This window comes from Rikenella sp., from assembly GCF_056799795.1.
This window is the reverse complement of the sequence record NZ_JBQIQO010000008.1, coordinates 25,648-47,430: the sequence shown is the minus strand read 5'-3', so window position 1 is coordinate 47,430 and position 21,783 is coordinate 25,648. Positions and strand designations below refer to the sequence as shown.

Here is a 21,783-nt window from a genome sequence, read left to right as displayed (position 1 = left end):
AAAGATACGGCTTTTCCCGAGGAGTCGCAACCCGCCGCCCGCAACGAGATTCCCGCCGGACTGCCGATCCCCCGCAAAATAAAGTTCACAGAAAAAGTCGCCTAAAATTTTTCGGGATATGATTTTTTATCTACATTTGAAAAACGAATCGGGGAGCACCGCTCCTTGCAGGGTGGTTTCGGCCTGTTGTCCGACCGGCGGAACCGAACGACTGAACTAAGGATAACCGGCGTGCCCGAACGGACACGCTACCAATAACTTAAATTAAAACTGTATGAGCAATTTTGACTACAACGACCGGAGCGAGATGGACTCTATGGGCGATGAACTGTACTCCGTGCCGGTGAAGGCGGGGAAGCGCATCTACTACTTCGATGTGAAAGCTACGCGCGGCGGGGACTACTATGTGACGATCACCGAAAGCCGCAAGAAGCAGATGCGTGACGGGAGTTTCACGATCGACAAGCACAAGATTCACTTATACAAAGAAGACTTCCAGAAATTCGGCGAAGGTTTCAAAGAGGTGGTAGACTACGTGAAACGCGAACGCCCGGAGCTGTTCAACCCGGACGGTTCGGCAATCGGCTCGGGACCGGCCAATGCGTCGGAAGGGACGAGCTCGATCTCTGAAGACGATTTCTTCAAAGGGTTGTAATTCGGCGGTTTACTTGTCTTTCAGGTAAACGACCGAACAAACGCCGCATGTCGAAAGAGCGATACGAAATGGCGCCGGGCACCGAAGTATTGGTTGCATGGAGCGGCGGCATCGACTCTGCGACTGCTGCGGAACTACTGCGCGAGGCGGGATACCGTCCTCGCGCTCTTTTTTTGGACATGCTCGACGCCGCTCCGGCACGGGAACGGGCACGGGAGATGGCCGAGAGGATGGGTATACCCTTGATGATCGAGCCTTGCCACGAGCTGTTCCGGCGCGAAATCATCGACTACACGCTGGCGGAACACGCTGCGGGACGGACACCGGCTCCGTGTTCGCGCTGCAATCCGCGGATCAAATGGCGACTCTTAGCCGAGACGGCCGACCGGATGGGGATTCGGCACATCGCGACGGGACACTATGCACGCACAGCGACCCTGGACGGACACGTTTGTTTCCGGCGCGGCGCAGATGCGGCGAAAGACCAGTCTTACTATTTGTGGGATGTGCCGGAAGAGATCGTCTCCCGGGCGATTTTGCCGTTGGGCGGCTACACCAAACAGGCCGTAAAGGCCGGCATGGCGAGGCGATATACCGGCCTGCCGACAGATCGGGAGAGCATGGGAGTCTGTTTTACGGGAGATTCGAATTACGAAGATTTTTTACGACGCCATTTACCGGTCGGCTGCCTGACCTCCGGCGAGGCGGTCGATTGGCGGACGGGAGCGGCGGTGGGCCGACACGAAGGATACGGACTCTACACGGCAGGACAAAAACGGGGGATTTCACCGATCGCTTCGGCACTGAACAAAGGCGGGAAGCCGATGCGGGTAGTTTCGCTCGATCCGTCACGGAACCGCGTGGTCGTCAGCACGGAAGAGGAGGCGCTATCGCGACGCACCGTGTGGCTGACGGCGTGGCGGACAGTAGTCGCACCCTCGATGTTGTCAAGATATGCCGATGAGTTGGAGATTCGGGTGCGGGGCATCGGGCGCAATCCGCAAAAAGGAGCTCGAATCACGGTCGAACCGGACAGCCGAATGCGGATCGACCTGTCGAACGATTCGGTCTGGGCTCCGATGCCCGGCCAGCCGGCGGTTTTCTATCTGAACGATTGCGTGGTCGGTGGCGGCATCCTGGACAGGATATAACAGCACTGCCGCTTTCGTGAAAGAAAGCGGCAGTGCCGAAGGATTCAAAGATGCGCACTACGCCCCGAACCCAGCCTCGCCGAGGCGCTTCACCTGTTTCGCCACATCCTGCCCCTGATCGTTCTGGTCGATCGAGAACTCCACCTCGTCCCCCGGCGCCAACGCCGAGAAATCGCCTTCGATCACATCCAGACTGTGGAAAAAGAGGTTGTTGTTCGGGTATTTGATAAACCCGTACCCCGTCTTGATGCTGAGAATCGTACTCGTATACCGCGCTCCCGGCTCCCGTCCGGCCCGTCCCGGCGGCGTAAACTCGTCCTCCGCTTCGACCACCGTCTCGTCAGCCTCTTCCCCTCCCTCTTCCGCCGCGTCGCCGCCTTGCGACTTGGCATCGTTCGCCACGAAGAGATTCATAATCAACTGATTATTCTGTTTCAACCCACAATCGATCACCTCCTGCATCGGCACCGGATAGTGCGCCAGGTTGAGCAGCTCGTGCGATGTTTTGGTCACGATCCGATTCCCCTCGTCGTTGATGTACTCGAACTCCCAGCTGATCAGCATCACCCGCACCCCCAGTGCAATGAGCTTGCGCACCAGCGGCACATAGTCCGTATCCGCCACCACCAGCACCGCAATGTCGATCTTGCCCCGGAGCGCCATCTCGTAGACCTCCAGCGCCAGCCACACGTCCGTTCCGCGCTCCTCCTTCCGTCCGTAGATGTTGCGAAGCGGCAGGTAGTGCGGATGTACCCCTTCCGACATCAGGATATCGTCGAAGACCCGGTCGTGATACAACTGGCTGCCGCGTTGCGCCGCGTCGGAAGCATTGAGCCGGCCGCGAAAATAGTGCGCCTCGTTGACCCGACAGCGTTTCGGATCGATCCCCTCCTCTTCGGCCACCCGCTGACAGATGAAGTCGTGCAATCCGTTCAGGCACAAGCGTCGCCGCTGGGGATGGATGTAATTGTAATAATTCGACGCGTGGAGCAGAAAGTTGCCGTCATAAAACACGCCGATCTTGGGCGCAGCGCAATGGTTGGAATACATAAGATACAATAGAAACGACTGGAATCGTGAGAGTTATTTAGGTCAATTCTATGACGGGTTCAAAGATAATATATTTTCATTAAAGTGAATCGGTTTTCGTCCTTTCTTCCGGAAAGATCGCGCCATTGAACGAAATCGAACATAAATAAACGATTGCGAAGGATTTGTTTCGAAATGACCGGTCGGATTTCTGACACTATTTTCGGATAGCGGCCGAACCGGGCCGATAAAAAAACTTGGCACGGTTTATGAGAAAAGAGCGAAGAAAACCCTATTTTTGAATTTTGGTATAAAAAAGCGCAGCGTTATGGGATATCATGAAATGGAGATCGGACTGAAACAAGTGGCCGCTTACGTGGCCCGGTGGCACGAAACGGGCCGCGTACCGACCATCGAACGGGACATCGTACTGGAACGGATGCAACGGATATACGCAGAAATCATGCAGTTGCGGTGTACGGACGGCGTGGCGATGCAACTGGCGGCAGCGAGAGTCGAGGTGGAACACGTACCGGCGACGAACGGATACGACGGCATGGCGCCGGAAGACGAATCGTTCGAAGTGAACGGCGGAGGAGTCGACTACGGTTTTGCGCCGATGGCGGAGAGCGGGGCGGCCACCGAGCCGGCAGCGACCGCGCAGTTCGAAGAGCGTCCGGCCGCTGAGCGGGAAGACCGGATGTCGCAAACGACCCATACAGTGCAGGAGGTGGGCGAACAGGATCCCTGCCCGTCGCAGACGCGTTTTCTGGAAGAGCGGGAGGTGGTTCTGCCTTTCCCGGAGGCTGCTGCAGCCGAATCGGCTGTAGAACCGGAGCCGGTCGAACCCGTTACGATAACCGAAACCGAGATCGAACCGGAACCGGAATCAGAGCCCGAGCAGGAGATCGAGCCGGAGACCGAAACTCCGGAGAAAGGAGGCCGGTCGGAAGAGAGCTACCTGACGCAGGAGAGCGGTTCGCGGGAGGGCTATCCGCAAGCGACCGAAGTGCCGGCGATGGAACCTGAGGTAACGGCACCGACGAATACACCTACAACAGAGCGGGCTGCGGAAGCGGACGAGACACCGAAAAGCGGCCGGAAGCCGGAAAAGAAAAAGCCGGAAGCGCCGCGCATCTTCGGCATCGAAGTGAGCCCTTATGCGCGACACGAGATGATCGACACCCTGTTCCACGGGAACGAGGCGATGTTCGAGTCGGAATGCGAAAAATTAGACACCATGGGGTCGTTAGAGGAGGCGCTGGTCTACATCGGCGAGATGTACCGCTGGATTCCGGAGAATGCGGCGACGATCAAGTTCATCGACCTGCTGGAAGCACGGTTCGGAACAGAAGAAGGGGAGGCCTGAGGGCCTCCCCTTCTTCTGTCTTATCGTCCCGCTCCGCGCACGGCGGCCAACGCCGCCACGCTGATCCGCACCCCAGCAGCGTCCCGTCGGACGGCCGCCGCACAAGCTGCCACGGTCGCACCGGTGGTCAGCACGTCGTCCACCAACAGGATGTGTCTGCCCGCCAGCCGTTCCGGCCGGGTCAGCCGAAAAGCCCCCTCCACATTCCGATGCCGGTCGGCGGCATCCCTGCGCCGTGCCTGCGTCCGCGTGCGGCGCACCCGCCGCAACGATCGAAAATCATACGGAACACCCATACTCCGCGACAATCCCACGCAAATCTCTTCGGCCTGGTTATATCCGCGCCGCAACCGCTTCGTCCAGTGCAAAGGCACAGGAATCAACAGCTCTATATCCCGATAAAACGGCGACTCGCGCAACTCGCGTCCGAACATCTCGCCCATCGCCACCGCGATATCGCGCCGACCGGCATATTTCAAAGCATGAATCATCCGCCGATAACCGCTCTCGTGCCGAAAGGCGAAGAGAGCCGCCGCATGGGTCAGCTCCGAAATCGAACGCTCCATTCGGGCGACGACCGGATTGCGCGCGGCCACCCAGTCGTCGGTCAGAGGCATCTCCCAGCGGCACCGCAGGCAGATCGTCCGTTCGCCTCGCCCCAACGCAGTGCCGCAGACCGGACAGACCGGCGGAAAGAGCTGTTCGCCCAGCCACCTCAACCCTTCCCGCAAAGGCCGTATCAGCGAACGCAGTGTCAATTCTTCGAATCGTTAAACTCCTCACCCGAATCTCCCGCCTCTGTCGTCAGCGCCTCGTCATCGGCCCCGCCGCCGATGATCGGACTGTGTCGCAACTGAGACACCGCCATCGTCTCGCCGCGCACCACCGCCTTGGGAAAGAGCTCGCGAACCCGCCCCAAGAGCATCGACACCTCGGTCATATCCATGCAATACCCGACCATCGTCCGAAAAGTCGGATTGTCGTAGATCACCTCGCCCGGAATCCCCGGGAAGCGGCTTTTGAAGGTAGCCAACGCCCCGTACGCCCGGCTCCGCGCCTCCTGCGTATTGTCGAAAAAGATGCAGATCCGGTAGCCCGTCACCCGATCTTTCCTCCGCACGGAACGCAACGCCGCGCTCACCGAGCCGTCGTTGCTCACCACCGCCTGAGCTCCCGTCGCGACGTCGGGCGTCCGCAACCGCGCCGTGTAGTTTCCGATCCGCTCCTGAGCCTCCGCCGAAAGGAGGCAGAAAAATGCAAAAAATGAAATCAACCCTATTTTCATCGTTCCGTCGTATTTCAATCTGTCATTAAAAAGTTCATCGGCATCTGCTCCAAACTCCTCCTTACCTGTTCCGCATTCACCCGTCGGCTGAACCGAACCGTCCGCTCCCGCAAAGGCCGGCCAGCCACGAACTCCAGCGTACCCGCCACACGCAAGTCCGCCTCCCGAGCCGAAATCGTTCCCCGGGCCAGCCCGACCAACTTCGGCATGACCGTCGTCACCGTCTCCAGCCCAAACCGGAAGCGAAACGGGATCTCGACCCGGTGCAATCCCGGCTCCACAACGAACGATTGTCGCGACCTCATCGTCCCCACCGTCGCCCCATCCAGTCGCAAATCGAATCGCATGGCATCGAAAATCACCCGATCCCGATTGCGGTTATCCACCTCGACCCGAACCACCCCTTCGACGAAGCCGACGCCGAACCGTTCGACCGAAGCTGATGCGATCTCGGTGACACGCAGCTGCATCAACGGACGCGCGCCGCACCCGACGAGCAGGCAGGCCAGGAGCCCTCCCAACCAAATAGAAAAATATCGTTTCATGGTTTTTCAGCTGTATAAATCATGGCAATCCCCCCCGTCAACCGCCGCATCTGCGGTCGGACGAAACCCGCCTCCGTCAGGAGCCGACAGAAAGGCTCGCCGTACGGAAACTCGCCCACCGACTCGGGCAGGTAGCTGTAAGCCCGCGCATCGCGCGACACCAGCCGTCCGACAGCCGGCAAAATGCGCCGGAAATAGAACCGATAGAGCCACCCCAGCGCATTATGTCGGGAAGGCATCGAAAATTCGAGGATATAAACCCTCCCCTGCGGCACCAGCACCCGATACATTTCGCTCAGGCCGCGGGTCAGATTTTCGAAATTCCGCACGCCGAATCCGCAGGTCACCGCCTCGAACCGCCCCTCGTCGAACGGCAACCGCTCGGCATCGCCCTCGACCATCGGAAACTCCCGCCCCGGAAAACGGGCGGCCACCTTCTCGCGCCCGATGCGCAACATCCCGGGCGACAGATCGACGCCCGTGACAGCCGCTGTCGGCAAGGCGCGCCCCACAGCGATGGCCAGATCGCCCGTCCCGGTAGCCACATCCAAGACGGTCGCCGGTCTCTGACGCCGCACGCCGCCCACCAGCCGGGCCCGCCACCGCCGGTCGATCCCGAGCGAAAGCACCCGGTTCAACAGGTCGTAGCGACGGGCGATGGCATCGAACATCACCCGCACCTGTTCTTTCTTCCCCGCAGGGTCTTCGTCATAAGGTTTTATCATCGGAATCGAATCGATTTTTCGGGCGATATGCGTGCGATGATCGCCGTCGGCAGCCCCATCGCCGCCGTAACGACGGCCAGCGTACCGAGGTTGAGCCACACCGCCTGCATCCAGTCGATCCGCACCGGCACCGTCGCCATCATGTAACTCTCCGGATCGAGCGTCACGCAGCCCGTATATTGTTGCAGGAGGCACAACGCCAGCCCGACCGCATCGCCCCACAGCAATCCGCGGAGCGTTATCCCCGCCGACCGCAGCACAAAGATGCGCTGCAACGTCCCGTTGCGCATCCCCAAGGCCTTGAGGATGCCGATCGTCCCGGTCTGCTCCAGCACGACGATCAGCACTCCGGAAGCCATGTTGACCACCGCCACGACCAGCATGATGACGATCACGAGGGTGGTATTCAGCCCCAGCATCTCCAGCCAGTCGAAAATCTGGGGATACCGCTCCTCGACCGTCGTCACCTCCCACCGTTCGCCTCCCTCCTCCTCGCCCCAGCCGAACCAAAACGCCCCGTCGCCGCCCACCGCCTCGGTCAAGGCCTCGGCCACCGCCGACCGGTCGCAGCCCGGCGCCACAGCCACCTCGTATCCTCCGACCTCGCCCGACCGCCAGCCGTTCAGCCGCTGCACGACACCCATATCGCAAAAAACCGTCGCCCGGTCGAACTCCTCCATCCCGCTGTCGTAGATCGCCGCCACCCGAAACCGATCGCGCCGCGTCCCCCCGTCGCCCATAAACAACGCCTCGAACCGGTCGCCCATCCCGAGCCCCAGTCCGTCGCACAGCCGCTGCGAGACCACCGCCTCGCGACTCCTGACCCGATCGGTATAAACCGGAATCCGCCCGGCCACCAGCTGCGCATGGAGAAACATCGTATCGCTCTCCGCCGCCAAGCCCCGCAGCACAATCCCCTGGATCGTCTCCTCACCCCGAATCACCCCGGTTTTGGTCGCAAACCGTTGGATCCAGGCCACCCCCTCCACCTCCGCCAACTCGGCCATCCAGGCCGAATCGACCTCCACAGGCCGGGTCTCGTACGCGCCTCCCCCTCCGGCCGCCGCGACCCGGATATCGGCCGCAAAACCCGCCACCTTATCGCCGATCGTGCCGCGGAATCCGTTCACCACCCCCAGTGCCACGAGCATCACCGCCACGCTGACCGCCACACAGAACGTCGCCACGCGCAGCATAATTTTTCCCTTGCGTCCCGGCGCGCCCAACCGACTGGCTATGAAAGTCTCGATCATGGATGAGGTCTCGGAAAATTCAATTCGTCGGACAAATGTAGCTCAATTTTTTTGGAAGTTCGGAAAAGTGTTGTACTTTTGCCCCCGGTGGATGTAGTTCAGTTGGTTAGAACGCTTGATTGTGGTTCAAGAGGTCGTCGGTTCGAGCCCGATCTTCCACCCGCTTTACTTATCACAATATAACCGAAAGAGGTCTGTTACTCAATATGTAACAGACCTCTTTCTCATTCTCCGGCCGACGAGGCGCTACCGCACCTCGATCTCTTTCACCGCCGGGTTCAGCTCCTCGGCGCTCTTTTTCGGCAGGTCGATCGTCAGGACGCCGTTCTCGACCTTCGCCTCGATCCGCTCCGTGTCGATGTCGTCGGGCAAGATCAGGTTCTGCCGGAAGTGCGAGTAGGAAAACTCCCGCCGCAGGTAGCGGCCTTGTTCCGCGCTGTCTCCTTCGGAGCAACGTTCGCTCTGTTTGTCCAACGTCACCATCAGCCGGTCGTTCTCTTCGATCCGGATTTTGAAATCCTCGCGCGTGGCTCCCGGAGCCGCCACTTCGACCCGGTACCGGTCGTCCGTCTCCCGCACATTGACCGCCGGCGTCGTGCCGTCCGTCTTGGCGATCCACTCGCTGCCGAAAAGGTTGCCCCACAGGGCGGGCCATCCGCGTTGTTCTCTGTTTGCTGGTATCATCATCTTTTTTAAAATATAAAAGTGAATAAGTTATTAGCCTCGGCCGCCACCGGCGACCGGCTCCCTCTGCTGCAAAGGGTGTGCCGCCGGTCGAAACCGGACAATATGACAGAAAGTTTCTGTCAGCCTGCCAGTCCCATCGTGCCGGATAAATCCTTATCTTTGAGTGCCCGAAATAGACGAAGGGCCCGAAACGAATTTCAGTCCACACTTTAATAACAAGTAATGAGCAGATTATGGATCGCGGCATTGGCCGCCACGCTCGTCGTCGGCAGCTCGGGAGCGGCGTTCGCCGAAGCGCCGGCCGCAAAGGCAAAAACCGAGCAGACCGCCGGAAAGCAAAAAAGCGCTAAAAAACGCAAAGGAAAAGCGGCGGCCGACACGACCGCAAAAAAGGCGGCTCCGGCCAAAGGGAGCATCGAAGCGACCATCAAGGCGGGCGCCCGGCGGACGGACGGCCTCTTCACGGTCTTCGAACAGGAGGGGAAATACTACTTCCTGATCCCGACTTCGCTGATGGAGCGGGACATGCTGGTCGTGAACCGCATCTCGAAAGCGGCGGCGGATATGCGCCAGGGCTTTTTCGGCTATGCCGGCGACCCGATCGGCGAAAACATGATCCGTTTCCGGCAGTCGCCCGACAAAAAACGGCTCTTCATCGAGAGCGTCTCGACCCGCGAGCTGCCGCGCGACACCACGGGCGACATGTACCGGGCGGTGATGCGGTCGAACCTGCAGCCGATCGTCGCCTCGTTCGAGGTCAAAGGCACGAACCGGGCGAAAGACTCCGTGCTGGTGGACGTGACCGACTTCATCGGCGGGGACGTCGAGCTGACCGGCTTCGACAACTACTTCAAATCGAGCATGAATATCGGCGGGTTCCAGAAAGACAAATCCTATATCGTGGGGGTCAAGGCTTTCCCGGAAAACATCGAGATGAAGAGCACGCGGAGCTACCTCATCACGCCGCGCGTCAACATTCCGGGCTTCAAGCCGAGCCCGATGCCGGCGACGTACGAGATCAACAGCTCGCTGATCCTGTTGCCCGAGGTGCCGATGCAGGCCCGGTATTTCGATCCGCGGGTCGGTTTCTTCACCGACAACTACATCGACTACGACAAGAATCCGCAGGGCGTCAAGAACATCCGGATGATTACCCGCTGGCGGCTGGAACCGAAGCCGGAGGACGTGGAGGCCTACAAACGGGGCGAGTTGGTGGAACCGGCCAAACCGATCGTCTACTACATCGACCCGGCCACGCCGAAAAAGTGGGTGCCCTACCTGATCGCCGGGGTCAATGACTGGCAGGCGGCTTTCGAGAAGGCGGGCTTCAAGAACGCCATCGTCGGCAAGGTGGCTCCGACGCCGGAAGAGGATTCGACGTGGAGTCTGGAAGATGCGCGCTACTCGGCCATCGTCTACATGCCGTCGAACGTGGCCAACGCCATGGGGCCGCACGTGAGCGACCCGCGCACGGGCGAAATTCTCGAAAGCCATATCCACTGGTACCACAACGTGATGAACCTCCTGCGAAACTGGTACCTGATCCAGGCGGCGCCGAGCGATACGGGTGCCCGGAAGATGGTCTTCGACGACGCGCTGATGGGCGACCTGATCCGCTTCGTCTCGTCGCACGAAGTGGGCCATACACTGGGTCTGCGGCACAACTTCGGTTCGTCGGCCCTGACGCCGGTCGACAGTCTGCGGAGCGCTTCGTACCTCGAAAAATACGGCCATACGGCTTCAATCATGGACTACGCGCGGTTCAACTACGTGGCGCAGCCGGAGGACGGCATTCGTCGCGAACTGCTCTACCCGCGCATCGGCGATTACGACAACTGGGCGATCGAGTGGGGTTACCGTCGGTTCCCGGAGCTGACCACGCCGGAGGCCGAGGCCGATACGCTCAACCGATGGATCATCGCCCGGCTGGCAGCGAATCCGCGGCTGTGGTTCGGCACGGAGACCAACCCGAACGATCCGCGCGAACAGAACGAAGACTTGGGCGACAACCAGATGCGGGCGAACGAGCTGGGGATCAAGAACCTGAAATTCGTTCTGGCGGGGATTCCGGAGTGGACGCGCACGCCGAACGAGGGGTATGGCGACCTGAAAGAGCTGTACCGCGAGGTAATGGGCCAGTTCATGCGCTATAACGGCCACGTGGCCAAATGGGTAGGCGGCATTTACGAGACGCCGAAGACGGTGGAACAGGCGGGTCCGGTGTATGCTTACGTGGAAAAGGCGAAACAGAAGGAGGCGATGGCCTTCCTCGACCGCAACCTCTTCACGACTCCGACGTGGCTGATCGACGAGGATATTTTCAGCAAAACCGGCCTGAACGCTCCGGAGGTCATCAGTCAGCTCCAAACTTACGGCATCAGCAATCTGATCAGCAATCGGGTGCTGGGCAACCTGCTCAAAGCCGAAGCGGCACAGGGCAGGGAGGCTTATACGATCACCGATCTGTTCGGCGACCTGAACCGCTCGATCTGGCGCGAGCTTTCGACCGGTGCGGCTCCGGATCTCTATCGCCGCGGATTGCAGACGCTCTACGTCAACCGGATGCTCTCGCTGCTGCCGAAGCCGGGGACGCGGATGCTCAATACGGGCGCCATCGATTCGCGGGTGGCTTACGAGCTGCGGACGTTGCAAAACCGGTTGCAGCGGGCCACGTCGTCCGATACGGCTGTGAAGGCACACTACCAGTACCTGGCCAAGAAGATCGGCGATGCGCTCGACCCGAAGTAGTCTTACACCCAACGTTGTATGACAGAAGCGAGGCTGGCGAACTATTTTCGCCAGCCTCGCTTTTTATTTACCCGAGCCCCTTATTTGACTCCAAACCCCGCCCCGGGCTATCGCAATCGGGACACGGGCGCGCCGAACGGCGTCGGCGACCGCGGTTACAGTTGGTCTTCGACGGCCAGCAACACCTACGGCATGAGCCTGAGTTTGCACGTAACGTGGCTCCATCCCTACGGCGCATACGGCCGCAGCTACGGTTATCAGTTGCGTTGCCTCTCGGAATAAACGGAGAAAGCATCAAAGTTTGTCCAACACCCCGGCCCGAATCTCCGCACAGCACTCCCTCACCTGCACCTCCGTCATCGTCAGCGGCGGCGAGATGCGGAAAGCCGTATCGCAAAACAGGAACCAGTCCGACAGGTAACCCGCCTCCTTGAGCAGCTCCATCGCCCGATACAACCGTTCCGAGCTCCCCAGCTCCACCGCCAGCAGCAAGCCGCTCCGCCGAATCTCGACCACCGCGGGATGATCCGCCAACGACTCCTCGAACAGCCGCCCTTTCGCCTCGGCCTGTTCCGCCAGACGATGCTCCTGCATATAGGTCAACGCCGCCAAACCCGCCGCACAACAGACCGGATGCCCTCCGAAGGTCGTGATATGCCCCAGCGGCGGATCGCTCCGAAGACCCGCCATGATCTCGCCCGACGAGACGAACGCCCCGAGCGGCATCCCCCCGCCCAGCGCCTTGGCCAGACAGACGATATCCGGCGTCACCCCGTATTTCAGCAAGGCGAACATCGCGCCCGTCCTTCCGAAGCCGGTCTGTATCTCGTCGAAAATCAGCAACGCCCCCACCGCCGAACACCGTTCGCGCAAGGCCTCCAGAAATCCCGGAACCGGCGGCCGCACGCCGCTCTCGCCCTGCACCGGCTCGACCAGCACACACGCCGTCCGTTCGGTAATCTGCGCCAGGTCTTCGAAACAGTTGTACCTCAACTTCCGGGTATCGGGCAACAACGGCCGGTAGGCCCCCACGAACTCCTCGCCTCCCATCACGCTCATCGCTCCGTGGGTCGAACCGTGGTAGGCATTGTAAAACGAGACGATCTCCGTCCGATGCGTATGGCGTTTGGCCAGCTTCAAAGCCCCCTCGACCGCTTCGGCACCCGAATTGACGAAATAGACGCTCTCCAACGGCTCCGGCAGCAGTCCGGCGATCGCCGTCGCATATTTCACCTGCGGCCGCTCGATCGCTTCGCCGTAGACCATGATGTGCATATAGTCTCTGGCCTGCGCGCACACCGCCTCGACCACCGCCGGATTTCCGTGTCCGACGTTGCTGACCGAAACGCCCGAAATCAGATCGACATACCGCTTCCCCTCCGGATATTCCGGGGTGGCCGGCGTGTAAAAATAGATCCCTTCGGCCCGCGCCACCTCGATCATCAGCGGCGCGTCCGATGTCTGCCCCACATGGCGCAGAAATTGTTTACGCAATATTTTCATACTTTCGATCCCGATGAACAAATCTTCACCTCGTTTCACAATCCTTTCCTTTGCGTCGAAAGAGACCCGATCCGCGAGCCGTTGAACGAATGGGTATGACATGAACAGTCCGGTGAGATATTGGACAACATCGGATCGACTTTCCTCAATCGCCCTTCCGCGTCGATCCACAGTTTCGACCAACAAGCTCCCTCGCCGATATGCACCCATCCACACCCGTCTTGCGGATATCCGTCCTGGGAGACCACCCACCAAATCGGCTCCGTAGTATTCAACCGAGGCTTTACAGCCGAATAAATCTCATCCCACCGATCCCCCACCCGCGAAAGCAGATAACGAAACAGAGGGGTATAATCATACCCATTTGTCACCGAGCTGGTCGCACTCCTCATCGGTAAGTATCGTCCGTCAAACTGCCGCATCGCTTTGGAATGACGTTGCCAAGCAAACCGTCCCCCTTTTGATTCGATAACATGGCATTGATAAGACGACTTCCGGTTTACCTTGCGGTACAACGGTTTGATCTGATCTTTTTTCATTCGTTTTCTTTATTTAACCTTCGCAGATAAACCCGCCCCGTTCCAGAATCCGCCGGTAGTCGCGCACCGAGTGGCACAACCAGCGATAGAGCAGCCTGTCCCGATCCCCCGGAGCCAGTTGCCAGGCAATTCCGGATTCCGAGTCGCGCACCCGTTCGGCGAGCCGCTGCGCCACGATGGCTGCCGACACCGAGATGTTGAGACTCTCGGCGAATCCCACCATCGGGATCGAGATCACGGCATCGGCCGCCGCCATCAACCCGTCCGATATCCCCGACTTTTCCGTCCCCATAAAGACCGCGAAGGGCCCGGCCGCCACATCGAAATCCGAGGGGGTAAAGTTCACGCGCCTCCCATCGGCCTCAGCGTCGGGCCTCGGCGGAGCCGTCACCGCAATCCGATACCCACGGCTCCGCAAATGGGCCACCAGCATCTCCGAGTCGTCCCATTTGCGAATATCCAGCCATTGATCCGTCCCCCGCACGATGTGTTTGTTGGGCGCGAACCGAACCGTCCGCTCCACGGCATGCATCTCCTGCAACCCGAACGCCTCGGAGCTGCGGATCACGGCACTGGCGTTGTGCGGGTAGTAAATATCTTCGAGACACATCACCAGGTATCGCGTCCGGAAATCCAGCCGCCGCGTGAGGCTCTCGTAGCGTTCCGGCAGCACAAAGCCGCGCAGGTATTCGATCTTCCGCCGCAAAAGTTCGGGCGGGTCGGTGCGCTCGCCGGGGACCTCTCTCCGCACCGGCCGCAGGTCGCCCTCCCGCAGCGAAGCGTTCAGGTCGCGCAGCTGCTGTTTGGTCGGCAGCCCGTTCTCTTCGAAGTAGTTGTTATTTACGGTATTTTCCCTCTTTGTCGTCATCCTCCAGCATTTTCAGGTAACTCACATAACGGCTCTCGGCAATCTCGCCGCGCGCCACGGCCGCCATCACGGCACAATTGGGTTCGTGGGTGTGGGTGCAGTTGTAATACTGACACTCCGGCGCCCGGCGGAACAGGTCGGGAAAGTAGCGTGCCAGCTCATCCGGCGCAATATCGATCAATCCGAACCCCTTGATTCCCGGGGTGTCGATCAAGAGTCCTCCGCCGTCGAGCGGAAAAATCTCCGAGAAGGTGGTCGTATGCTTTCCCTTGTGGTGATAGTCCGAAATGGCGCCGGTTTTCAGCCCGAGCCCCGGCTGAATGGCATTGATGAGGGTCGACTTTCCGACTCCGGAATGGCCCGTAAAGAGCGATGTTTTCCCTCGCATCCGCTCGCGCAGGGCATCCACACCGATCCCTGCGGCAGCCGAAATTTCGAGCACCTCGTACCCCGCTCCCCGATAGATTTCAACGAACGAGTCGATCGCTTCGCGATATTCGGGGGCGGCGAACAGGTCGATCTTATTGAGTAAAAGTACGGTCGGAACGCGATAAGCCTCGGCGGTCACGAGAAAACGGTCGATGAATTCGGTACTGGTCACCGGCCGGTCGAGCGTGACGACCAGATAGGCGACGTCGATATTGGCGGCAATGATATGGGACTCTTTCGAAAGATTCGAGGCGCGGCGGATGATGTAGTTCCGCCGGGGCAGAATTTCGTTAATCACGTTTTCTCCTTCGGCGGCCCCGGTCTCGACACGCACGCGGTCGCCGACGACGACGGGATTGGTGGTCCGGCTGCCGCGCAGACGGAAAACGCCTCGTATCCGGCATCTGATTTGTCGTCCGCTTTCGGGATCGAGCACCTGATACCAGCTTCCGGTGCTTTTGGTAACGATTCCTTGGGTCAAATCGGTCATAGGAACAAAGTTAGCATTTCCGGGCTGAAAAAGAAAGGGGTGCACATGGCGATGCCCCACTCCGGGCTTCCGCAACTATGATTCGGGCACAGCAAGTCTTGTCGGCAATCGGGGCTACAGCTGGTCGGTTTCGGCCAACGGTACGGGATTGAATTTCGGTGTGACGTGGCTCCTCCCCTGCAGCACGGACGGTCGTGCTTTCGGTTTTCAATTGCGCTGCCTCTCGGAATAAACGGGCCGCGGGCCCGCGGTGGGCAATGGGCTGGAACTACCCTAAATTAGGGTGCCCCTATTTGCATTTATTGCAGTTCGCAGAACCGCGCGGGCCGAAGCCACCCCAGGCGTAGGCCTGCAACTTCGCGATGCTCGTTTCCGGCCACGCTGGCTCCGACCCGTTTTCAATACCCTATTCTGTCGGGTTCGTCCTCGGCGCGCGCCCACGCGCCGCTAATACGTCGCCCTCGCTGAGGACGGCGATTCCTCACGGAATCGCGCTATTCGCTCTTGACCTACAGCAGTTCGCCGCCAGCGGGGGCGCAACCGAGCTTGCGAAAATGCCATTGCCTTAGCGGGTCGAAGCCTGCGGCGGCAAAAACGAGCATCGCGAGTTGCGGGCCTCCGCGGTCGGAGGCTTCGGCCCGCGCGACTCTGCGAGTCGCAGAAGCTCAGCCCAAAGTCCAGCCAAAAGTTCAGCCCAATCCACCGCCCCAAGCTCGGCCCAGTGCGGCGGGAAAACCGAAAGCGGTTTTCTCGCCTGAAGAACAAGCACAGCCCAAAACTCGGCCCAGTTTTCCGCCCCGTGTCAGCCTCACTGCGGCTCCGCTTTCGCTCCGCCACTCTTTCGCGCGCCTGCGCGATTCATCCATATTCGGCTCACGCCGAAATAGTTGAATCGCTTCTTTAGGCGGGGCGCGATTACTTTGAAATAATAAAGGCCGCCCGCCGTGGCGCGAACGCGTCCGCCGGGCGGTCGCACCCTTCGGGTGATTTAATGGCAGCCTCTACCCCAATTCTTTGTCCGCGCGCTGGCGGAAATCTTATTCAAACGCAAATCATGCGTTTGAATGATTTCCTACTCCAGCAGTCGCGCGCGGGTCGAGCTTTGTCCCGCCTCAAACTGTTCTTTTTGTGAACAAAAAGAACCAAAAAAACTTTAGACGGATGCTGACGCATCCTAAAGCTGCCGACAGCCCCACTTAGTAAAGCGGAAAGAGCCCTAATAAAACATCCAACTCGTCCCCACACAAAAAACGGGGATGCGCAAAGCCATTTGCACATCCCCGAAATCTGTTCCGGTCTTCGACCGAACACGGTCGCCCTACGCTTCCGGAGCGATCGCTTCTGCCGGACAAACGTCTGCGCACGTGCCGCAGTCGATGCACGTCGAAGGGTCGATAACGTAAACATCGCCGGCCGAAATAGCCCCTACCGGGCATTCGTCGATACACGTACCGCAAGCGACGCATTTGTCGGGATCGATTTTGTAAGCCATGAGTGTATGAAATTGTTTGGTTTTGGTCAGACAAATGTAAGACTATTCCCCCGAATAGTCAAATTTATTCCTGCCAGCCCCGATAGCCCTCCGGAGCCAGTCCCAACAGCGACAGAATGCGCAGAACGACCGTATCGACCGCCTCGTCGAGCGTCTGCGGCTGCGTATAAAACGACGGCATGGCAGGCAATACAATTCCCCCCGCCTCGCAAACGACGGTGAGATTCCGCAGATGGATCAACGAAAGCGGCGTCTCGCGCGGACACAGAATCAGCGTTCGTCGCCGCATCGGAGACCGTTCCTTGAGCATCACATCCGCCGTCCGGGCGATCAGATCGTCCGCCACACCGCCCGCGATCCGCCCGACGGCTCCCATACTGCACGGCACGACCACCAAAGCATCGTATCCCGCCGACCCCGAAGCCACCGGAGTGAAAAAATCGTCGTTCCGAAACTCCACCGCCTCGCCCGCAGCAACCCGCTGAGCAAGCCACGACAAAAATTCCGGCCGTTCGAACTCCGCCACCGCCCGACCATTCGACGTAAAGACGACTGCCACCTGCTCCACCCGTCCCGCCGCTCGCTCGTCCAACAGACGCCTCAACAGCCGCTCCGCATAGATCGCCCCGCTGGCTCCCGTAATGCCTACTGCCACTTTCATCGCCCCACGCGTTATTTCCGTTTCCAGACCTTCACCCAGTCGATCTCCATCTGCACCGGCAAGGTAGCCGGATCAACTCCGCCGACCCAGCCCCCGCCGAGCTGCATATCCATCAGGAGGTAGTAAGCCTGATCGAACGGGAACTGTCCCTCCAGCTCCGTCTCGATCTTCGGATAGACGAGCGTCGGACGGCCGTTGAGCGTAAAGACCACGCTGTCCGGATGGAACTCTACCCCGTAGGTATTGTACCCCTCGCGGTCGATCGGCGCCGTGGTAAACCGCCGGGGCGTCTCCTGCTTCAGGTGCAGCGTATAATAGGAATGTATGGTCTGATACACCACGCTGTCGTAATTGAGGTGTTCCATGATGTCCACCTCGCCGTTCCGCGGATAGCGGCCGTATTTCTCGTCCTGGGCCAGCATCCAGAACGCCGGCCAGCTCCCCTGTGCTTCACCCAGCCGGGCCCGGATTTCGACTTTGCCGTATTTCACCGCGAATTTGCCGATCGTCCACACCCCGCCGGTCAGATAACGCGCCGTATCGGACGCCGGATCGTCGTTGACGATCCCCCGCAAAATCAAATTCCCGTCTTTCACTTCGTAGAGGTCGTCGCGAGACGACATATAATTATCCCAGTCCGAAGTTCCTCTCGGAATCTTCGACCACTTGGTCGTATCCAGCTCTCCATTTTTATTGAAATCATCTTTCCAGATCAATTTCCATTTCGGCGCCTTCGCCTTTTTCTGCTGTGCAGCAGCGCCCGAAGGCATCAACCATACGGCGGCTCCCAGCAGAAGCGCCGCACCGTAAAGGGTTCTTTTCATCTCGGTTGTATTTGGTTTTGGGTTACTCTTCCTGCGTCATCACCTTTTCGACCTGTTTCTGCGCCTTGAGCAGTTTCTCCTTGCAGAGGGCGATCAGCGTCGTCGCCCGCTCCACATAGGCGCCCAACCGGTCGATGTCCAATTCGCTGTCCTCCATCCGGGCCAGAATCTCTTCGATCTCGGCCACCGCTTCGGCATAGGTGATCTGTTCTTCCGTATTCGTTTTAGCCATTTTTCCGCTGTATTGATTTCGAAGTAACGTCCGCTCCCAAGACCCCGTCACGGAGCTCGATTTCGATCGTCTGTCCGACCTCGGCCTCCGCGACTCCCCGCACTCCTCTCACGATGGCATAACCGCGCGCGAGAATCCGCTGCGGACTCGCCGCCCGTACCGAGACCTCCAAGAGTTCCAATTGCGAACGGCGACGCGAAATCACCCCCTCCACCACCGCCCCGAGCCGTTGGGCGACATATTCGTTCCGCATCTCCGCTGCGGCGAGCCGTTGTGTCACCAGCCGCCCCACTTGCGAACCGAACGACGCACACCGGTGCCGTTCCTGTGTCAGCCGCTCGCCGACGCCGAACCGCAATCCGTTTTTCAGCTTTTCGAGCCGCGCCAATCCGCCGTGCAGCACGCCCGAGCTCCGCGAAGCGAGTTGCAAACCGGCGTTTTCGATCCGATGGGTCTCCGCCACGAGCAGCTGCTGTGCCCGGCGCGTCACCCTGTCGCGAAGACCATTCAACTGTCCGGCCATTTCAGCCGCACGCCCCACCAAAAACGCCGCCACTGCCGTAGGGGTCTTGAGCGACGTGTGGGCCACCATATCGGCGACGCTCACATCCTTATCGTGTCCGATGCCGGTAATCACGGGCAGCGGAAACTGGGCGATATAGGCACAGAGCCGATAGTTGTCGAAACAGCCGAGATCGCTCGTCGAACCGCCGCCCCGGATAATCACGACGGCGTCGAACGGCACGTCGCCGAGTTCGGCCACTGCATCGAGGGCATCGACGATGGAGTTTTCGGCGGCGTCGCCCTGCATAACGGCGGGAAAGAGTCGCGTCTCGAACCGATAGGGCGATGCTTCCAACTCCTGCATAAAGTCCCGATACCCGGCCGCCTTGGGCGACGAGACGACGGCGATGCGCTGGAGCACATCGGCCAACTCGAACTCTTTGTTCATCTCGAAGACTCCCTCTTCTTTCAGCTGGGCGATGGTTTGCCGCCTGATCCGTTCGGTTTCACCGAGGGTATAGGCGGGGTCGATATCGCTGACCACGAGACTGAGCCCATAAACGGGGTGGTACGAGACGGTGCACTTGACGAGGACTTTCATCCCGGCGGCGAGATCGGAGCCGGTTTCGAACCGGAAATAGCCGCCGATCAGTTTGTAGGTACTGGCCCAGATCACAGCCCGGGCCTGGGCGATAGGGGCTTTGCCGTTATCGGGTCGTTCGACGAGTTCGAGGTAGCAATGGCCGGCGTAATTGACTTTGCATTCGCTGATCTCGGCTACCACCCACTGCGCTCCTCCAGCGTGCTGTTCGATCACGTCGCGCAGATGTCCCTGGAGGGCGGAGAGGGTGATGAAGGATTCCATGATTTACAAAGATAGGGGCTCTTTCGGGATTTCCGGCTAAGGTTTTCTGCGGTTTTCGGAGAGTTCGATCGCGCCCCGGGCTACCGCAGCTATACTTCAGGTGTGCTGAGTTACGTAGGCAATTTCGGATACGGTTGGTCGTCCGGTTTCAGCGGGAGTAAAGGCGTGTTCTTGCTCGTCAGCACGCAGAACTTCGGCTCCGGCAACCCGGGCTACCGTGCCGACGGTTTTCAGTTGCGGTGCCTCTCGGAATAAACCTGCGTGCCCGCGGTGGGCAATGGGCTGGAACTACCCTAAAATTAGACGGCCTTTACCCCCTATTTTAAGTTGACTTTGCGGTCGGACGCCCGCACCGCTCTCCATTTTATTGGGTTCGGGCTGCGCGCTCCGGGGGTGGGCCAAAGGCCCAGCGCGCAGGCCCGGCGGTTCTACGAACCGCAGAAGCACAGCATTTTTCTGTCGGATTCGTCCTCGACGCGCCTCCCCCGCGCCGCTAAAGCGTCGCTCTCGCCGAGGACGGAGATTCCTCTCGGAATCGCGCTACTCGCTCTCAGTTTTAACTGTTCGCCGCCAGGAGGTGCAATCGAGTTTGCGAAAATGCAATTGCCTTAGCGGGTCGAAGCCTGCGGGGCCTAAAACGAGCATGGCGAGTTGCGGGCCTCCGCGGTCGGAGGCTTCGGCCCGCGCGACCCTAAAGGGTCGCAGAAGCACAGCCCAAAACCCGGCCAAAAGCACAGCCAACAAGTTCAGCCCAATCCAAGCCCCATGCTCGGCCCAGTACGGCGCGAAAACCGCAGTCGATTTTCGCGCCCGAAGAACAAGCACAACCCAAAGCTCATCCCAATTCTCCGCCCCGTGTCAGCCTCACTGCGGCTCCGCTGTCGCTCCGCCGCATTTTCCGTCGCCCGCGGCAATTCTTGCCGGATTGGCCAAGTGCCAACCGGCAGAATATGCCCTTTAAGGCGGGCGGGCGACGGAGTTTTTGCGCACCACTCTTTTTTCGCGCGCTTGCGCGATTCATCCATATTCGGCTACCGCCGAAATAGTTGAATCGCTTCTTTAGGCGGGGCGCGTGGTCGGAGCTTTGTCCCGCCTGGAACTGTTCTTTTTGTTCACAAAAAGAACCACAAAACTTTAGACGGATGCTAACGCATCCTAAAACTGCCAATCACCCAGTTCCTCACCCAATCCCTTGTCCGCATGCAACTTACGACAACCGCAACCTCAACCACGCGCCCCTTCGACCACCAAAACGATCTCGCCTTTCGGCTCCTGTTCCGCATAGCGAGCTGCCAGCTCCGCCAATGTCCCCCGCACCGTCTCCTCGAACTTCTTCGAAATCTCCCGGCACACCGCCCCCCGACGCGTCTCGCCGAAAAACTCGGCCAACTGCGCCAGCGTCTTCCCCGCCCGATGAGGCGACTCGTAAAAAATCATCGTCCGCGGCTCCGTAACCAGCTGCTGCAACCGGCTCTGCCGCCCCTTTTTCTGCGGCAGAAAACCCTCGAATACAAACCGGTCGCACGGCAATCCGCTGTTCACCAGCGCCGGTACGAACGCCGTCGGCCCCGGCAACGTCTCGACCGCGATCCCCGCCTCGATCGCACGGTTCACCAACAGATAGCCCGGATCGGAAATCGCCGGAGTGCCCGCATCCGAAATCAACGCCACCGTCTGTCCCTCCAGCATCCGCCGGACGATCTGTTCAACCACGCCGTGCTCGTTGAACTTGTGATACGACGTCATCGGCTTGGAGATCCCCAAGTGTCGCAACAGATTGCCGCTCGTCCGCGTATCTTCGGCCACGATGCTGTCGCACTCGCCCAGCAGACGGATCGCACGCAAGGTGATATCCTCAAGGTTCCCCACCGGCGTGGGAATAACATAGAGTTTCGCCATCTCGATATTCGACAGATTCCACCGCCCGAA

At 59.7% G+C, this 21,783-nt stretch carries 23 protein-coding genes and 1 tRNA gene; 7 read left to right on the top strand and 17 right to left on the bottom strand.

The annotated features are described in order from the left end of the window. Nucleotides 1-274: 274 nt before the first annotated feature. Complete coding sequence (locus ACTO3O_RS03530) at nucleotides 275-655, top strand: DUF3276 family protein (RefSeq protein ID WP_294592816.1); 381 nt, start codon at nucleotides 275-277, stop codon at nucleotides 653-655. Nucleotides 656-702: 47 nt separating this feature from the next. Then, on the top strand, nucleotides 703-1,806 hold the full coding sequence (locus ACTO3O_RS03525; protein WP_297830083.1) for an MnmA/TRMU family protein: 1,104 nt from the start codon (nucleotides 703-705) through the stop codon (nucleotides 1,804-1,806). A gap of 57 nt (nucleotides 1,807-1,863) precedes the next feature. Here ACTO3O_RS03525 and ACTO3O_RS03520 read toward each other — a convergent pair whose 3' ends face one another. After that, complete coding sequence (locus ACTO3O_RS03520; protein ID WP_297830080.1) at nucleotides 1,864-2,856, bottom strand: NYN domain-containing protein; 993 nt, start codon at nucleotides 2,854-2,856, stop codon at nucleotides 1,864-1,866. A gap of 307 nt (nucleotides 2,857-3,163) precedes the next feature. Between ACTO3O_RS03520 and ACTO3O_RS03515 the strand changes: the two genes are divergently transcribed. Continuing rightward, a complete protein-coding gene (locus ACTO3O_RS03515; RefSeq protein ID WP_297830078.1) occupies nucleotides 3,164-4,204 on the top strand; it encodes a DUF8457 domain-containing protein in 1,041 nt (346 codons plus the stop codon). A gap of 20 nt (nucleotides 4,205-4,224) precedes the next feature. Here ACTO3O_RS03515 and ACTO3O_RS03510 read toward each other — a convergent pair whose 3' ends face one another. Genes ACTO3O_RS03510 through ACTO3O_RS03490 form a run of 5 tightly spaced genes read right to left on the bottom strand, consistent with a single transcriptional unit; the run spans nucleotide 4,225 to nucleotide 8,012 of the window. Then, a complete protein-coding gene (locus tag ACTO3O_RS03510; RefSeq protein WP_297830076.1) occupies nucleotides 4,225-4,962 on the bottom strand; it encodes a ComF family protein in 738 nt (245 codons plus the stop codon). Beyond that, a complete protein-coding gene (locus tag ACTO3O_RS03505) occupies nucleotides 4,959-5,489 on the bottom strand; it encodes a hypothetical protein (protein ID WP_298080666.1) in 531 nt (176 codons plus the stop codon). The genes ACTO3O_RS03510 and ACTO3O_RS03505 overlap by 4 nt, the downstream gene beginning before the upstream one ends. Before the next feature lie 14 nt (nucleotides 5,490-5,503). Continuing rightward, complete coding sequence (locus ACTO3O_RS03500) at nucleotides 5,504-6,034, bottom strand: LEA/WHy family protein (protein WP_297830072.1); 531 nt, start codon at nucleotides 6,032-6,034, stop codon at nucleotides 5,504-5,506. Beyond that, entirely contained in the window at nucleotides 6,031-6,759 is a 729-nt protein-coding gene (gene ubiE, locus ACTO3O_RS03495) for a bifunctional demethylmenaquinone methyltransferase/2-methoxy-6-polyprenyl-1,4-benzoquinol methylase UbiE (protein WP_367270586.1), read from the bottom strand. Before ubiE ends, ACTO3O_RS03500 begins: the two co-directional genes overlap by 4 nt. Further along, nucleotides 6,756-8,012: an ABC transporter permease gene (locus tag ACTO3O_RS03490; protein WP_297830070.1), complete on the bottom strand. Its 1,257-nt coding sequence runs from the start codon at nucleotides 8,010-8,012 to the stop codon at nucleotides 6,756-6,758. The genes ubiE and ACTO3O_RS03490 overlap by 4 nt, the downstream gene beginning before the upstream one ends. Nucleotides 8,013-8,098: 86 nt before the next feature. Here ACTO3O_RS03490 and ACTO3O_RS03485 point away from each other — a divergent pair. Further along, nucleotides 8,099-8,174: transfer RNA gene (locus tag ACTO3O_RS03485), tRNA-His, on the top strand. Nucleotides 8,175-8,258: 84 nt separating this feature from the next. On the opposite strand, the gene ACTO3O_RS03480 is transcribed toward ACTO3O_RS03485, so the two are convergent. Further along, nucleotides 8,259-8,699: an Hsp20/alpha crystallin family protein gene (locus tag ACTO3O_RS03480; RefSeq protein ID WP_297830068.1), complete on the bottom strand. Its 441-nt coding sequence runs from the start codon at nucleotides 8,697-8,699 to the stop codon at nucleotides 8,259-8,261. A gap of 222 nt (nucleotides 8,700-8,921) precedes the next feature. Here ACTO3O_RS03480 and ACTO3O_RS03475 point away from each other — a divergent pair, with 222 nt between their 5' ends. Continuing rightward, nucleotides 8,922-11,447 (top strand): zinc-dependent metalloprotease, encoded by a 2,526-nt coding sequence (locus ACTO3O_RS03475; RefSeq protein ID WP_297830066.1) that lies wholly within the window; start codon nucleotides 8,922-8,924, stop codon nucleotides 11,445-11,447. A gap of 84 nt (nucleotides 11,448-11,531) precedes the next feature. Next, nucleotides 11,532-11,729: a hypothetical protein gene (locus ACTO3O_RS03470; RefSeq protein ID WP_297830064.1), complete on the top strand. Its 198-nt coding sequence runs from the start codon at nucleotides 11,532-11,534 to the stop codon at nucleotides 11,727-11,729. Nucleotides 11,730-11,741: 12 nt separating this feature from the next. Here ACTO3O_RS03470 and ACTO3O_RS03465 read toward each other — a convergent pair whose 3' ends face one another. From ACTO3O_RS03465 to xseA, 9 genes are all read right to left on the bottom strand, one after another. Then, nucleotides 11,742-12,950: an aspartate aminotransferase family protein gene (locus ACTO3O_RS03465; RefSeq protein WP_297830061.1), complete on the bottom strand. Its 1,209-nt coding sequence runs from the start codon at nucleotides 12,948-12,950 to the stop codon at nucleotides 11,742-11,744. Between the two features lie 35 nt (nucleotides 12,951-12,985). Continuing rightward, on the bottom strand, nucleotides 12,986-13,489 hold the full coding sequence (locus ACTO3O_RS03460; protein ID WP_297627201.1) for a hypothetical protein: 504 nt from the start codon (nucleotides 13,487-13,489) through the stop codon (nucleotides 12,986-12,988). Between the two features lie 13 nt (nucleotides 13,490-13,502). Continuing rightward, nucleotides 13,503-14,357: a TrmH family RNA methyltransferase gene (locus ACTO3O_RS03455; protein ID WP_297830059.1), complete on the bottom strand. Its 855-nt coding sequence runs from the start codon at nucleotides 14,355-14,357 to the stop codon at nucleotides 13,503-13,505. After that, on the bottom strand, nucleotides 14,326-15,276 hold the full coding sequence (gene rsgA, locus ACTO3O_RS03450) for a ribosome small subunit-dependent GTPase A (RefSeq protein ID WP_297830057.1): 951 nt from the start codon (nucleotides 15,274-15,276) through the stop codon (nucleotides 14,326-14,328). Before rsgA ends, ACTO3O_RS03455 begins: the two co-directional genes overlap by 32 nt. Before the next feature lie 1,318 nt (nucleotides 15,277-16,594). Further along, complete coding sequence (gene fdxA / locus ACTO3O_RS03445; protein ID WP_294592785.1) at nucleotides 16,595-16,768, bottom strand: 4Fe-4S ferredoxin; 174 nt, start codon at nucleotides 16,766-16,768, stop codon at nucleotides 16,595-16,597. Between the two features lie 64 nt (nucleotides 16,769-16,832). Further along, complete coding sequence (locus ACTO3O_RS03440; protein WP_297832793.1) at nucleotides 16,833-17,429, bottom strand: UbiX family flavin prenyltransferase; 597 nt, start codon at nucleotides 17,427-17,429, stop codon at nucleotides 16,833-16,835. Nucleotides 17,430-17,440: 11 nt separating this feature from the next. Beyond that, nucleotides 17,441-18,199 (bottom strand): glycoside hydrolase family 16 protein, encoded by a 759-nt coding sequence (locus ACTO3O_RS03435; RefSeq protein ID WP_482596472.1) that lies wholly within the window; start codon nucleotides 18,197-18,199, stop codon nucleotides 17,441-17,443. Nucleotides 18,200-18,275: 76 nt separating this feature from the next. Then, the gene (xseB, locus tag ACTO3O_RS03430; protein WP_294592777.1) at nucleotides 18,276-18,485 is read right to left on the bottom strand and encodes an exodeoxyribonuclease VII small subunit; all 210 of its coding nucleotides are present in this window, start codon (nucleotides 18,483-18,485) and stop codon (nucleotides 18,276-18,278) included. After that, nucleotides 18,478-19,854, bottom strand: coding sequence for an exodeoxyribonuclease VII large subunit (gene xseA / locus ACTO3O_RS03425; RefSeq protein ID WP_297832790.1), 1,377 nt, complete (start codon nucleotides 19,852-19,854; stop codon nucleotides 18,478-18,480). Before xseA ends, xseB begins: the two co-directional genes overlap by 8 nt. Before the next feature lie 102 nt (nucleotides 19,855-19,956). Here xseA and ACTO3O_RS03420 point away from each other — a divergent pair, with 102 nt between their 5' ends. After that, on the top strand, nucleotides 19,957-20,109 hold the full coding sequence (locus tag ACTO3O_RS03420) for a hypothetical protein (protein ID WP_297832787.1): 153 nt from the start codon (nucleotides 19,957-19,959) through the stop codon (nucleotides 20,107-20,109). 969 nt (nucleotides 20,110-21,078) lie between these two features. Here ACTO3O_RS03420 and rsmI read toward each other — a convergent pair. Continuing rightward, entirely contained in the window at nucleotides 21,079-21,753 is a 675-nt protein-coding gene (rsmI, locus tag ACTO3O_RS03415; RefSeq protein WP_297832257.1) for a 16S rRNA (cytidine(1402)-2'-O)-methyltransferase, read from the bottom strand. Between the last annotated feature and the right edge of the window lie 30 nt (nucleotides 21,754-21,783).

Bases quoted from the DNA above. Each gene is read 5' to 3' on its own strand.
- ACTO3O_RS03530 (WP_294592816.1), top strand. From the start codon at position 275: ATGAGCAATTTTGACTACAACGACCGGAGCGAGATGGACTCTATGGGC.
- ACTO3O_RS03525 (WP_297830083.1), top strand. From the start codon at position 703: ATGTCGAAAGAGCGATACGAAATGGCGCCGGGCACCGAAGTATTGGTT.
- ACTO3O_RS03520 (WP_297830080.1), bottom strand. From the start codon at position 2,856: ATGTATTCCAACCATTGCGCTGCGCCCAAGATCGGCGTGTTTTATGAC.
- ACTO3O_RS03515 (WP_297830078.1), top strand. From the start codon at position 3,164: ATGGGATATCATGAAATGGAGATCGGACTGAAACAAGTGGCCGCTTAC.
- ACTO3O_RS03505 (WP_298080666.1), bottom strand. From the start codon at position 5,489: ATGAAAATAGGGTTGATTTCATTTTTTGCATTTTTCTGCCTCCTTTCG.
- ACTO3O_RS03500 (WP_297830072.1), bottom strand. From the start codon at position 6,034: ATGAAACGATATTTTTCTATTTGGTTGGGAGGGCTCCTGGCCTGCCTG.
- ubiE (WP_367270586.1), bottom strand. From the start codon at position 6,759: ATGATAAAACCTTATGACGAAGACCCTGCGGGGAAGAAAGAACAGGTG.
- ACTO3O_RS03490 (WP_297830070.1), bottom strand. From the start codon at position 8,012: ATGATCGAGACTTTCATAGCCAGTCGGTTGGGCGCGCCGGGACGCAAG.
- ACTO3O_RS03480 (WP_297830068.1), bottom strand. From the start codon at position 8,699: ATGATGATACCAGCAAACAGAGAACAACGCGGATGGCCCGCCCTGTGG.
- ACTO3O_RS03475 (WP_297830066.1), top strand. From the start codon at position 8,922: ATGAGCAGATTATGGATCGCGGCATTGGCCGCCACGCTCGTCGTCGGC.
- ACTO3O_RS03465 (WP_297830061.1), bottom strand. From the start codon at position 12,950: ATGAAAATATTGCGTAAACAATTTCTGCGCCATGTGGGGCAGACATCG.
- ACTO3O_RS03460 (WP_297627201.1), bottom strand. From the start codon at position 13,489: ATGAAAAAAGATCAGATCAAACCGTTGTACCGCAAGGTAAACCGGAAG.
- ACTO3O_RS03455 (WP_297830059.1), bottom strand. From the start codon at position 14,357: ATGACGACAAAGAGGGAAAATACCGTAAATAACAACTACTTCGAAGAG.
- rsgA (WP_297830057.1), bottom strand. From the start codon at position 15,276: ATGACCGATTTGACCCAAGGAATCGTTACCAAAAGCACCGGAAGCTGG.
- fdxA (WP_294592785.1), bottom strand. From the start codon at position 16,768: ATGGCTTACAAAATCGATCCCGACAAATGCGTCGCTTGCGGTACGTGT.
- ACTO3O_RS03440 (WP_297832793.1), bottom strand. From the start codon at position 17,429: ATGAAAGTGGCAGTAGGCATTACGGGAGCCAGCGGGGCGATCTATGCG.
- ACTO3O_RS03435 (WP_482596472.1), bottom strand. From the start codon at position 18,199: ATGCCTTCGGGCGCTGCTGCACAGCAGAAAAAGGCGAAGGCGCCGAAA.
- xseB (WP_294592777.1), bottom strand. From the start codon at position 18,485: ATGGCTAAAACGAATACGGAAGAACAGATCACCTATGCCGAAGCGGTG.
- xseA (WP_297832790.1), bottom strand. From the start codon at position 19,854: ATGGAATCCTTCATCACCCTCTCCGCCCTCCAGGGACATCTGCGCGAC.
- rsmI (WP_297832257.1), bottom strand. From the start codon at position 21,753: ATGGCGAAACTCTATGTTATTCCCACGCCGGTGGGGAACCTTGAGGAT.